The 12,829-nt window shown below is 63.0% G+C and carries 9 protein-coding genes; 8 read left to right on the top strand and 1 reads right to left on the bottom strand.

Annotation, left to right across the window (positions count from 1 at the left end; genetic code table 11):
- Window positions 1-2 precede the first annotated feature (2 nt).
- The gene (locus BMZ70_RS22340) at window positions 3-2,432 is read left to right on the top strand and encodes a cyclic nucleotide-binding domain-containing protein (RefSeq protein WP_092279651.1); all 2,430 of its coding nucleotides are present in this window, start codon (window positions 3-5) and stop codon (window positions 2,430-2,432) included.
- On the opposite strand, the gene BMZ70_RS22335 is transcribed toward BMZ70_RS22340, so the two are convergent.
- Window positions 2,416-4,359 (bottom strand): prolyl oligopeptidase family serine peptidase, encoded by a 1,944-nt coding sequence (locus BMZ70_RS22335; RefSeq protein ID WP_165403593.1) that lies wholly within the window; start codon window positions 4,357-4,359, stop codon window positions 2,416-2,418. The two genes, BMZ70_RS22340 and BMZ70_RS22335, sit on opposite strands and share 17 nt — an antisense overlap.
- A gap of 129 nt (window positions 4,360-4,488) precedes the next feature.
- On the opposite strand from BMZ70_RS22335, the gene BMZ70_RS22330 reads away from it, so the two are divergent.
- The 7 genes from BMZ70_RS22330 to BMZ70_RS22300 all read left to right on the top strand — a co-directional run bounded on the left by BMZ70_RS22330 (window position 4,489) and on the right by BMZ70_RS22300 (window position 12,812).
- The gene (locus tag BMZ70_RS22330; RefSeq protein ID WP_092279647.1) at window positions 4,489-4,938 is read left to right on the top strand and encodes a MarR family winged helix-turn-helix transcriptional regulator; all 450 of its coding nucleotides are present in this window, start codon (window positions 4,489-4,491) and stop codon (window positions 4,936-4,938) included.
- Entirely contained in the window at window positions 4,935-7,001 is a 2,067-nt protein-coding gene (locus BMZ70_RS22325; protein WP_092279645.1) for an FUSC family protein, read from the top strand. The genes BMZ70_RS22330 and BMZ70_RS22325 overlap by 4 nt, the downstream gene beginning before the upstream one ends.
- Window positions 6,998-7,210 (top strand): DUF1656 domain-containing protein, encoded by a 213-nt coding sequence (locus tag BMZ70_RS22320; RefSeq protein ID WP_092279643.1) that lies wholly within the window; start codon window positions 6,998-7,000, stop codon window positions 7,208-7,210. The genes BMZ70_RS22325 and BMZ70_RS22320 overlap by 4 nt, the downstream gene beginning before the upstream one ends.
- Window positions 7,207-8,085 (top strand): efflux RND transporter periplasmic adaptor subunit, encoded by an 879-nt coding sequence (locus BMZ70_RS22315; RefSeq protein ID WP_092279641.1) that lies wholly within the window; start codon window positions 7,207-7,209, stop codon window positions 8,083-8,085. The genes BMZ70_RS22320 and BMZ70_RS22315 overlap by 4 nt, the downstream gene beginning before the upstream one ends.
- Window positions 8,086-8,098: 13 nt before the next feature.
- Window positions 8,099-9,523 carry an efflux transporter outer membrane subunit gene (locus BMZ70_RS22310; protein ID WP_092279639.1) on the top strand — a complete coding sequence of 475 codons (1,425 nt, stop codon included), beginning with the start codon at window positions 8,099-8,101 and terminating at the stop codon, window positions 9,521-9,523.
- 77 nt (window positions 9,524-9,600) lie between these two features.
- Window positions 9,601-10,887, top strand: a complete 1,287-nt coding sequence (locus tag BMZ70_RS22305) for a DUF262 domain-containing protein (protein ID WP_092279637.1) — start codon at window positions 9,601-9,603, stop codon at window positions 10,885-10,887.
- On the top strand, window positions 10,884-12,812 hold the full coding sequence (locus BMZ70_RS22300) for a DUF262 domain-containing protein (RefSeq protein WP_092279635.1): 1,929 nt from the start codon (window positions 10,884-10,886) through the stop codon (window positions 12,810-12,812). Before BMZ70_RS22305 ends, BMZ70_RS22300 begins: the two co-directional genes overlap by 4 nt.
- Window positions 12,813-12,829 lie beyond the last annotated feature (17 nt).

Below are 12,829 nucleotides of genomic sequence, written 5' to 3'. Positions count from 1 at the left end.
TCATGGACGCTACTGAACTGTACGAGATCGTTATCGTCGGCTCCGGGCCGGCCGGCCTCTCCGCCGCCGCCCGCGCCAAGGCGCTGGGCGTGCGCCACGTGCTGCTGGAAGCGCAGCCGCATTTGTCGGACACCATCTACCAGTACCAGAAGGGCAAGCACGTGATGGCCGAACCGGGCATCCTGCCGCTGCGCAGCGACCTTGGTTTCAGCGTCGGCAAGCGCGAGGCGGTGCTCTCGGTGTGGAACGAGGAGATGAAGCAGCAAGGCGTCAACGTTCAACACGACCAGCGCGTAACGGCCATCGTGCGCGACGCCGATACCGGCATCTTCACGCTGACCACGCAAGGCAACGGTACCGGCGCGCGCACGTGGAAATCGAAGGCGGTGATCCTGGCCATTGGCCTGCAAGGGAATATCCGCAAGCTGGGCGTGCCGGGCGAAGACCTGCCGCAGGTGCAGTACACGCTGTCCGATCCGGACGAATACGAGGGCGAGACCATCGTGGTGGTCGGCGCCGGCGATGCCGGTATCGAGAATGCGCTGGCGCTGGCCGAGAAGAACACGGTCTACATCCTGAACCGCCAGGAGGAATTCGCCACCTGTAAAGAGGGTAACCGCGTACTGATCACAGCGGCGGAAAAGAGCGGCAAGATCAAGGTGCGCTACAGCGCCTCCACCAAGTACATCGAGCCGGGTAGCGATACGCCGCTGAATTTCATCTTCAACGGCAAGCACGGCGAGGAATGGGTGCACGCGCATCGCGTGATCGCGCGTCTGGGCGCAACGCCGCCGCGCAAGCTGATTGAGAGCTTCGGCGTGGTGTTCCCGAATGCGAATCCGGCGTCCACGCCGGCGCTGTCGGATACGTATGAATCCAATGTGCCGGGCCTGTACATCGTCGGCGCGCTGGGCGGCTACCCGCTGATCAAGCAGGCCATGAACCAGGGCTACGAGGTGGTGCAGACCATCGTCGGCAAGCCGGTGCAGCCGGCCGACGAAGCGCTGCTGCGCGAGAAACTGGTGCCGTGGCGTCCGGGCGCGCAGGTCTCGAAAGTGATCGAGGAGATCAAGGCCAGCGTGCCGTTGTTCAGCCAAGTCACCACGCTGCAGCTGCGCGAATTCATGCTCGAATCGACGCTGCTCACGCCGCGCAAGGGCGACATCATCTTCCGCAAGTTCGACTACACCAACACCTTCTATTCGATCCTGGAAGGTACGGTGGAGATCGAGCTGGCCGGCAGCGATGGCAAGGTGCGCCAGATCAAGCTCGATAAGGGCCAGTACTTCGGCGAAATGGGCCTGATCTCGGGCCGCCGCCGTTCCGCCACCATCCGCGCCGGTGAACACTGCGTACTGATGGAAACGCCGCGCCGCACCATGTTGAAGCTGATCGCATCGGTGGACGATGTGCGCAAGCGCATGGACATGGTCTTCGTGCGCAACGCGATCTACAACTACCTCGGGAATATGCTGTCGCGCACCGCCATCGACGCGCTGGTGGCGGGCGGCGTCACGGTCAAGCGCTTCGAGGCCAAGCAGCACCTGTTCAAGGAAGGCGATCCGGCCGACGGCATGTATCTGATCCGGCGCGGTTCGGTGACGGTGTCGCGCAAGGATGAAGCGCGCGGCGGTGAACGCATCCTGTCGTATGTGGCCGCCGGTAACTACGTCGGCGAGATGGCGCTGCTGCGCGATGCGCCGCGCAGCGCCACGGTGACCGCCACGGTATTGACAGAAGCGCTGGTGCTGGATGCGGAAACGGTGCGCGACCAGCTGATCGCCAATCCGAGCTGGCGCAAGTCGGTCGAGGATCAGGTGATTTCTCGCACCGAGCAAAACGTCCTGCTCGAACACACCAAGAGCCGCGACGGCGACTTGATGCAGTTCCTGCTGGGGCAGGGCGTGGGCGAGGCGTCGGACGTTTTGCTGATCAACGAGACCATGTGCATCCAGTGTAATAACTGCGAGACCGCATGCGCTGAAACGCACAATGGGACGTCACGTTTAAAACGCGCGTTGGGCCCGACCTTCGCCAACATCCACCTGCCGACCGCGTGCCGCCACTGCGAGAACCCGCACTGCATGAAGGACTGCCCGCCGGACGCCATCGGCCGTTCGCTGCAAGGGGAAGTGTTCATCAGCGACGCCTGCATCGGCTGCGGCAACTGCGAGCGCAATTGCCCGTATGGCGTGATCCAGATGGCGGTGGACAAGCCGCCTAAGCGCGGCGGTGGCCTGTCATGGCTGCTATTCGGCCTTGGCGCCACGCCGGGCGAGCGCCAGGCCGACTACGATCCAGCGGTGCAGAAGAAGGCCGTCAAGTGCGACTTGTGCAAGGACCTGAAAGGCGGCCCGTCCTGCGTGCGCGCCTGCCCGACCGGCGCCGCCATCCGCATCTCGCCGGAGAAGTTCTTCAAGAACCAGGTGTAGTTGGCGTCACTGCGGCACCGATGTTTTTAGCGAGGAAGGCCTCGATGCGCTTCCACAGGTCGATGCGGTTGCCCTGCGTTTTCCAGTCTTCCACGCTGGGTGTGTATTCGCGCCATTCCACATTTGGATTGGTGGCGGATAGCGCCTCGTAGAACTTGCGGCCGTCGCTGAACGGCACGCGGCTGTCTTCCTTGCCGTAGGCGAGCAGCACCGGCTGTTTAATGCGCGCGGCATTGTGCAGCGGCGAGGTGGCCTTGAACTGCGCCGCGTCCAGTTTGGGATCGCCGACGATCTCGCGCAGTTGCGCCAACGCCTTCGGTTCCGCCATGTCGTTCCAGTCGCGGCGGAACATGGCATCAATGTCGGTGATGCCGGACCAGCTGATGCCGCATTTGAACACGCCGGGATCACGGATCAGTCCCATCATTGCCGCGTAGCCGCCATAGCCTGCGCCGGCGATGCAGACGCGCGCCGGGTCGGTGTAGCCCTGCGCCGCCGCCCACTTCACTGCGTCCGCAATGTCGTCCTGTATCGCCAGTCCCCATTGTTTTGCGCCCGCCGCTTCATGCGCGCGGCCGAAGCCCGGCGTGCCGCGCGGCTGCGGTTGCAGCACGGTGTAGCCGCGCGACGCAAGGAATTGCACTTCCGCGTTCCATTCCCAATTGCCGCCGCGTTGCCATTGCGGATCGCTCACCAGCACCACGGTGGGGAGCGGATTTCCGGACGCCGCTGCCGGCTTGGTGACGTAGACCGGAATCTGCAAGCCGTCGCGCGCCGGATAGCGCTTCATGAACATGGGCGCCATCTGACTGCTGTCGATGCCGGGATGGGAGGCGCCGAGGCGCAGCAGCTTCTTGCTGTCTCGGTTGTACAAGAGGTAGTCGTGGTTCTGCGTGTCGCTGTGGGCATCGATCAGCACATGCGGCGTTTCGCTGTGCGCGCCGATGGAGAGCGTGTTGATGGCACCGGGCAGCAGGGCGTCTATTTCATCCTGCATGGATTTCATCGCCGGGTCGAACCAGACCGTGTTTTCGGAGTCGGTGTTGACGCGGAATCCCAGCAGCTTGCTGTCGTCCACGATGAAGTAGCCGTCGGCGTCGAAGCCGGGCACGGTGATGAGCGGCGTGGATTCAATCGCGTTCTTCGCCAGGTCATAGCGGTAGATGGAGGATTCGTTTTTTCCATTGTAGGCCCGCACGTACAGGCGGCCGTCCACGTACAACAGGGGCTGGAAGGCTTCTGCCGATTGCGGGTTGAACGACGCCAGTTCGCGCCAGCCGCCATCGTCTTTATAGAACACGATGTCCTTGCCCTGGCGGCGGGCGACGGCGATGCGGACTTGCCCATCTGGCGCTGACAGCCAGCGGTAGGTCTGGTGCGGTGCGTTGACCGAGGCCATGCCCCTGCCGCGCGTGCTCAGGCGCACCAGTTCTTCCTTGTCGTCGGTCCGCGCGATCACGAAGATGTATGGGGCTTTCCGGTATGGGAAGCCGTGGATGGTGGGGGCGGCGAGGTAGCTGCGGTCGCTGTAGTCGCTGTCGGCAAAGGAGCGCTGGCGCACGATGGTGGCCGACAGCGGTGTGAATTCCTTGCCGTCGCGGTCCACCGCATACATGCCTGGGCTGCCGATGCTGCCGCCGTGGTCGACATTGATGACGGTGTAGACCAGCTGTGTATCGCTCTGCCAGTAAAACACGCTGACGTCGGCGTTGCCGAAGTTGGCGACCACTTTCTGCGTGCGCGTCTCGGTATCGACCACGTTCAGCATGCTGCGCCCTGCCGGCGACAGCATGCGCAGCGCAACGTTGCGGCCATCGGGCGACATATGGGCGCCGGTCAAGGCTGGCTTGCCGAAAAATTTTTCAACCGGGACGTTCGTGGTGTCGGCCGCCGATGCGCTGGCGGTAGCCGCGAAAGCGAGCAGCATGCAATTCAGTTTCATAATCATCAAACATACTTAAAAAATAACGATATCGCAAATTCGCAGGTCTGCCCAGCAAAGATTTTCGTTCGATGCTAATATTTAGCATCCTAAGCATATTTAAACGAGTCCGCGATGAGCAGCTACGACAAAACCCTGATGACCCTGACCCACACGCTGATCCACTCGGCGCGCGCCTACAAGGGCGCGGCCGACGCGCTAACGGCGGATTTCGAGCTGTCCCACGCCAGCGCGTGGCCGGTGCTGATGATCCATCGCCTGGGCGACGGTGTGCGTCCGGGGATCGTGGCGGACGCTGTCGGCATTGAGCCGCCTTCGCTGGTACGCATCATCGACCAACTGGTGGCGGCGGGACTGGTGCTGCGCAAGGATGATCCGAGCGACCGCCGCGCCAAGACGCTGACCTTGACCGCCGAAGGCAAGCGCATGGCCGACCGCCTTGAAAAAGCGCTGGCGCCATTCCGCCGCGACCTGTTCAAGGACATCCCGCAAGCCGATGTGGAAGCCACGGTGCGCGTTTTGCTGAAGCTTGACCAGGTACTGGCCGAGCGCAACGCATCATGAACGCGCCCAAGATGAGCGAGATGCTGTTCTCGCTCAAATGCTTCATGGCCTCCATGCTGGCGCTGTACGTGTCGCTGGCGGCCGGCCTGCCGCGTCCCTTCTGGGCCATGATGACGGCTTACATCGTGGCCAGCCCGTTCTCCGGCGCGGTGCGCTCCAAGGCGCTGTTCCGCGTGTGCGGTACGCTGATCGGCAGTACCGCCACCATTTTCATGGTGCCGCGCATGGCCAATGCGCCGGAGCTGCTGTCGCTGGCGCTGGCCTGCTGGGTAGGTCTTTGCCTGTACATCTCGCTGCTGGACCGCACGCCGCGCTCCTACGTCTTCATGCTGGCAGGGTACACCGCAGGCCTGATCGGCTTCCCGGCGGTGAGCGATCCCGCCTCGATTTTCGACAGCGGCCTGGCGCGCGTGGAAGAAATCACCATCGGCATTTTGTCTGCCACCGTGGTGCACTCGCTGCTGTTTCCGCAGGGCGTCGGCCCGGCGCTGCTGGGACGTCTGGACCGCGCCATCGCCGATGCGCAGCGCTGGATGGCGGATGTGCTCAAGCCCCGCGCCGACAAGACGCAAGCGCTGCACACCCGCCTGGCGCTGGCCGGCGAGATCAGCGAACTGCGCGTGATGTCGACCCATCTGCCGTTCGACACCTCGCAATTGCGCTGGACCGCCGGCATGGTGCACGGCCTGCACGACCGCCTGGCCATCATGGTGCCGCTGCTGCTGGCGGTGGAAGACCGTTTGAACGCGCTGCGCGAAACCGATCCCGATAGCCTGGCGCCGTGGACCGCGCTGCTGGACGATATCGCTGCCTGGGTGCAGGCCGGCCGCGACGCCGACCCGGCCCGCGCCACCCAGCTGCGCGCGGCGCTGGCGCAGCTCACGCCGGAACTGCCGGCCAACGCCGGTTGGAGCGCCATCCTGCGTCTGAATCTGGCGCAGCGTCTGGATGCGCTGATCGAAGCCTGCGAAGACGGCCTTGAGTTGCGCAGCAACGTCAGTACCGTGATGCAGGGCGGCGTTGCCGGCTACACGCCGCACCTGACGCCGGCCGTGCTGCACCGCGACCACGGCATGGCATTGCGCTCGGCGCTGGCGGCGGCGGTGACGATCCTGCTGTGCTGCGCGTTCTGGATTTTCACCGCGTGGCCGTCCGGCGCCGCTGCGCCGATGATGGCCGGCGTGGCCTGCTGCTTCTTCGCCACGCAGGATAACCCGGTGCCGCTGATCCGCATGTTCGTCAAATGGACCGTGATCTCGATGCCGGTGGCGGCGTTCTACATCATGTTCGTGCTGCCGGCGGTGCACAGCTACGAAATGCTGGTGCTGGTGATTGCGCCGGTGTTCCTGATCGGCGGCGTGTTCATGCCGCGTCCCGCCACGGCGGGCAGTTCGCTGGCCTTCCTGATTGGCGTGGCCGGCACCTTGTCGCTGCAGGATACCGGCACGCTGGATATCCCGGGCTTCCTGAACAGCATGGTGGCGCAGCTGTTCGGCTTTATCGCCGCCGCCGCCGTCACCAGCCTGATTCGCACCGTGGGCGGCGACTGGATGGCGCGCCGCATGCTGCGCGCCGCCCGCCGCGAAGTAGCGCAAATGGCGCAAGCGGCGCAAGCTGCGCCGCCGGCCGCACTGGTGGCCTCGGCCCCGCTGCTGACGATTTCCGCCCGCATGGTCGATCGTATCGGCCTGCTGATGCCGCGCCTCGCCATCGCCCATCCAACGCCGGAAGCGCGAGCGGTGGCGGTGGACGGCTTGCGCGAACTGCGCGTCGGCCTGCACGTGGCGCAGCTATGCGGCTTGCAGCAGACGCTGGAACAAGCTGGCGTGGCGCTGCGCCCCCTGTTGCAAAACATTGGCGCACATTTCGGCAGCGGCGGCCATGAACACGGCCAGGCGCCTGCCGCGCTGCTGGAAAAGCTGGACACCACACTGCGCGCCGTGTGCGCCGCAGCGGCATCCGGCGCCGGTGAAGCGCGCCACCAGGCCGCCGCCGCACTGGCCAGCATGCGCCGCGACCTGTTCCCGCGCGCGGCCGCTTATCAACCGGAGATTGCATCGTGACTGCTGAATTGAGCCTGTACGGACTATACGTCCCCACCTTGCTGCTGTTGTCCATCCTCGCGCTGGTGTGCACGCGCGTGCTGGGACGGCTGCTGATGCGCGTCGGCTTCTACCGCATGGTATGGCATCCCGCGCTGTTTGAATTTGCGCTGTTCTTTATTTTGCTGGCCAGCTTCTCTACCTTCATTACCAATCGGGGCCAATCATGAACCTCAAAAATTCCTTGCTGGCCACGGGCCGGTTTATCGTTACGATGATCGCGGTGGCCATTGCTGCCACTTTGGCGTGGCGCTTGTGGCAGCACTACGAAGTGGAACCGTGGACCCGCGACGGCCGCGTGAAGGCCGACGTGGTGCAAGTGGCGCCGGACGTCACCGGCCAGGTCACCGCCATGCTGGTGCACGACAACCAGCAGGTCAAGGCCGGGCAGGTGCTGTTTGAAGTCGACCGCGCGCGTTTCGAACTGGCCTTGCGCCAGGCGGAAGCGGCTGAGCAGGCGCAGCGCGCCACGCTGGAACAAGCGATCAAGGAGTCGCGCCGCAATAGCGACCTGCGCGACCTGGTGTCGGCCGAAACGCGGGAGCAGGGCTCGTCGCGCGTTGACCAGCTACGTGCCGCGCTGGCGCAAGCCGTGGTGGCGCGCGATACCGCCAAGCTGAATCTGGAGCGCACCCGCGTGGTGTCGCCGGTGAATGGCACCATCTCCAACCTCGACCTGCGCGCCGGTTCCTACGTCAGCGCCGGCCGCGCCGTGATGGCGCTGATCGATAGCGACTCCTATTACGTGGAAGGCTATTTCGAAGAGACCAAGCTGCCCGCGATTCAAGTCGGAGATGCCGTGGTGGTGCTACCGATGGGTGAATCGCTGCGCCTCAAGGGCCACGTGGAAAGCCTGTCCGGCGGCGTGGCGGACCGCGACCGCAGCACCTCGGCCAACCTGCTGTCCAGCGTGAACCCGACCTTCAACTGGGTGCGGCTGGCGCAGCGTATCCCGGTACGCATCAAGCTTGATGCGCTGCCGGCCGGTGCGCGACTGATCGCCGGCCAGACCGTGACGGTCGATGTGCAAACCAAGCACTCGTAATGCGGAGGATGCCATGAACGCAATCAAGAACATTGCCGCGCTATCGCTGCTGGCCTCAATGGCCGCATGCAGCACGGTCGGCCCCAATTACAAAGTGCCGGAGCAGGCCGTGGCCAAGCGCCCCGAAGCGGCCGCACCTTTCCTTGGCGTGCAGGAAACCGCCTACAAGCCGGAGCCCTTGCCCGCGCACTGGTGGCGCTTGTACGACGATCCGGTGCTCGACAAATTGATCGAACAGGCGCTGGCCGCCAACACCGATCTGCGCGTGGCCGCCGCCAACCTGGCGCGGACCCGCGCCGTTCTGGATCAGGTGGAAGACGAGCGCAAGCCGCAGGTGAGCGTCAGCGCCGCGCCTGGCGTCGGCCGTTCTTCCGGCGTGGTGAAAGGCTCGCCGACCGCACTGCCGGATAAATTCACCTATGACGCTGGCGTCAGCGTCTCGTACCAGGCCGACATGTTCGGCAAGATCGCCCGAGCGGTGGAAGCGGCTAATGCCGACACCCAGGCCGCGCAAGCTGGCGTGGACGTGGTGCGCGTGACGGTGGCCGCCGACACCGCGCGCGCCTACGCCGACGCTTGCGCGGCGGTGCGCCAGATCACCGTCGCCCAGCAAGCCGTGGACCTGCAGCAGAAATTTGTCGCGCTGACCGATGAACGCACCCGCGCCGGCCGCGGTACCGCCATCGACGGCGCGCGCGCCCGCAGCCAGCTGGCGCAGTTGCAGGCCGCCTTGCCGCCGCTGGAAGCGCAACACCGCGTAGCGCATTACCGCCTCGCCGCGCTGACCGGTAAAACGCCGCAAGAGATGAATATGCACTTGCTGCAATGCCAGGCCGCGCCGCGCCTGACCACGCAGATTCCGGTCGGCGATGGTGCCGCGCTACTGCGCCGCCGTCCCGACATTCGCCAGGCCGAACGCAATCTGGCCGGCGCCACTGCGCGCATCGGCGTGGCCACGGCCGACCTTTATCCGAGCATCAGCCTTGGCGCCTCGGTCGGCAGCACCGGCCTGCTGGATCACTTCGGCGCCGGCAACGCCTTCCGCTGGAGCCTTGGCCCGCTGATCTCGTGGACGCTACCCGACACCGGATCCGCCCGCAGCCGCATCGCGCAAGCGGAAGCCGGCACCGACGGCGCGCTGGCGCGTTTCGACGGCACGGTGCTCAACGCCCTGAAGGAAGTGGAAAGCGCGATGACCGTCTACGCGCGTGAACTGGACCGCAACGCCGCGCTGAAAACCGCACGCGACGAAAGCGCGCTGGCCTCCGAGCAGTCACACCGCCTGTACCAGTATGGCCGCACCGATTTCCTGTCGGTGCTGGACGCCGACCGCACGCTGGCCGCCACCGACGCCGCCTGGGCCGCCTCCGACGCCGCGCTGGCGTCCGACCAGATCGCGCTGTTCCTGGCGCTGGGCGGCGGCTGGGAGACGAAGTAAGCCTTTTTGCATAAGGCCGGGTGACACGCCCGGCCATGTATGTTACGGTGAATATTTTGCATCCAAGGATCAGGCGTATGGCGGCTGTCGGCCCGCTGCGGCAAATTATCAGCGTTAAGAAACTGTTGTGTGACCAGACGCTGTTCATCCCTTCTTACCAGCGTCCGTACAAATGGACGATCAAGAACGTCAACCAGCTGTTCGCTGATATCGCGGCCCACCAGACCAGGCAATCCTATCGTCTTGGAACGATCGTGTTTCATCGCGACGCGAAGGGCCGCAATATCGTCGATGGCCAGCAGCGCATCATTACTCTCCTGCTGGCAGTGCGTGCGCTGCTCAACAACCCGCAGAAGTTCGGCTCCGCGCATTTGCGGGAGCTGGCGGCCGGCATGTTCAAGCCGGAGTTCAGTAGCGAGATTTCCAAGGCCAATATTTACAAAAACTACCACGAGATCATGCGCATCGTCGCCCGCGAAGACTTCACTGAGGCGTTGACTGATTTCCTGCTCACGCGCTGTGAAGTGGTTACCTTTGAGCTGGATGATGTGTCGGAAGCCTTCCAGTTTTTCGATTCGCAGAACGCGCGTGGTAGGGATCTTGATCCCCATGACCTGCTCAAGGCCTATCACTTGCGCGAGTTCGACGACGCCGATGCCCATTTGATGGCGGCCAGCGTGGCGCGCTGGGAAAGCACGGATACCGGCGAGCTGAAAAAACTGTTTGCTCATTACCTGTATCGCGTCCGCAGTTGGTGCAGGGGCGAACCGGCCCGGTATTTCAGCAAGGACGATATCCTGTTGTTCAAGGGCGTGAGCTTGTCGAAGAGCGAACAGCATCCTTACGTGGCGCCTTTACGGCTGGTGCATCAAGCTGCGGAATTCCCATTCCAGCTGGATCAAATCATCATCAACGGCCGGCGCTTCTTCGAGATGATGACCCACTATCAGGACAAGATGACGCGCATTCGCGGCAAGGCGCCACTAGCCGGGCTCTCGGAATCGGCGGCCGGCATCATCAAGATGCTGAATACCTATCCCGGTCGCAAAGGCTCCGGCGATGCTTACGTGCGCCAGATGTTCGACTGCCTTTTGATGTACTACATGGACAAATTCGGCGCAGCCGGGTTGTCACACGCGGTTGAGAAAATTTTCATCTGGGCCTATAGTCTGCGCCTTAAACGCGAGGCGGTGCAACTGGCCAGCATGGATAACCATGTACTGGAAAATAACCTGTTCAAAACCCTGCGGGATGCTGTGCATCCTGGCGAGTTTTTGAGCTGCAGCCTGCCGCAGATCGACAAGCAGCGCTGGGATAAGGCCGGGGAAGTTGTGAAGCGTTTCAAAGAGATGGGCTACCTATGACCGATAAAAGAATTGAAGCTTATTCGGCCAGGGCGATGCTGGAAGACGATGCCGACTACGTGATCCCCATGTATCAGCGTAACTACGCGTGGGACGAGGGCGAGATCACGCAGCTGATCCAGGACGTCAAGGACTACATGCCCAAGCCGGGCGAGGAGCGCCGGAATTACTACATCGGCAGCCTGGTGGTGTTCAAGCGTGAAGGCACGCCGCGCACTATTTACGAGACAATTGATGGCCAGCAGCGCCTGACCACCTTGTCCTTGCTGGCATCCTGCCTGCGGCGGCAGGATCCGGCGCGCTTTGCCTGGTTCAAGCGATTGAATATTTGTTTTGCAAGCAGGCCGAAATCGGCCAGCACCTTTGCTGCTATCTTCGACGGCCGGTTCAAGCGTGATCCGTTGGAATTGCTGGACAAGGACGAGGTCAACACCGCCATCCTGAATGGCTACCGCTTGATGCAGAAAATCCTGCCGCAATTGGTCGGCGATGAGTGGCACGCGTTTGCCGATTACCTGTTTGAGTGCGTGCACATCATGCGTGTCGAGGTGCCGCCGGATACGGACCTGAATCACTACTTCGAGATCATGAACAGCCGTGGCGAGCAGCTGGAAAAACACGAGGTTTTGAAGGCGCGGATGCTAGCCGTGCTGCAGGATATCCACGATCCGCAGGAGCGCGCCCAAAGCCAGGACTGTTTCCAGCAGATCTGGGACGCCTGCGCCGACATGGAAAAGTATGTGCAGGCCGCATTCAAGCCGGAACTGCGCGGGCCGCTGTTTGGCGAGCGCGATTGGGGGGGATTTGCGCACCGGGACTTCGGGCAGCTATGCCAGCTGCTGTGCAGGCAGGAAGCGTCAACCGGCACGGAGATGTCGCTCGACGCTATCCTTGCAGGCACGCCGCCGTCCGAACGGCCGAAGGAGAAGGAGGAGGCGCCGGAGCGTTTCAACGCCGTCATCAACTTCCCTAACTTCCTGCTGCATGTCTTGAGCATGACAGAGCCGGTCAGCCTGGATGACAAGGGCTTGATTGCGCATTTCGAAAAGTATGTGCTAAAGCCTGAGAATGCAATTGACAAGGTGAAGGCATTCGCTTTCAACCTGTTGAAGTGCAAATACCTGCTGGATCAGTATGTGATCAAGCGGGAAATGAGCAAGGACCGCTGGAGCCTCAGCCGCTACAAGTGGCGCGAGCGTGCCGGCAGCAGGCATGGCCAGGGCGATTACGAGCATACGTTTGCGCCGGAGGACATCAACCGCCAGTTGCTGATGCTGCTGTCGGCATTCCACGTTTCTACGCCGACGATGATGTACAAGCACTGGCTGAACGCCGCGCTGCACTACCTGTTCCATGCGGATCGGGTAGAGGCAGGCGCCTATCTTCAGCACATGGAGTCGGTGGCTAAGGCTTTTGTGTTTGATCGTTTCCTGGCGGTGGGCGAGGGCGCGGATTATGGCGACATCATTTACGAGAAAAAGGGCAAGTGCCAGGCGCAGCGCGGGCCGGAGCTGGACGGGGCGCTGGAAAAAATCCTGCGGTTTGGCGCGATACGCCACAACCTGGTCTTCAACTATCTCGACTTCCTACTGTGGCGCCAGCATCGCACCACGGATGCGCGGGTGGACGGCTATTACTTTACGTTCCGCAGCTCGGTCGAGCACTTCTATCCGCAGCAGCCTAAGGACGGCGCGGCTATCCTGGATGACCAGTGGCTGCATTCATTCGGCAACCTGTGCCTGATCAGCCATAGCAAGAACTCTGCCTTGAGCAATTTCTCGCCGGTGGCGAAGAAGGATTACTATGCCAATTCGATCGACAGCGTGAAGCAGCACCTGATGCTTCAACATGCGGCCGATTGGGGCAAGGACAGGATTCAGACGCATTGCCAGCAGATGAAGCAGGTTCTGCTCAACAGCCTGTAGTATCCTATCGCCTTCGT

The organism is Duganella sp. CF402 (genome assembly GCF_900109645.1).
GTDB lineage: Bacteria > Pseudomonadota > Gammaproteobacteria > Burkholderiales > Burkholderiaceae_D > Rugamonas.
The sequence above is the reverse complement of the archived record's forward strand: the minus strand, read 5'-3'. Positions and strand labels throughout refer to the sequence as shown.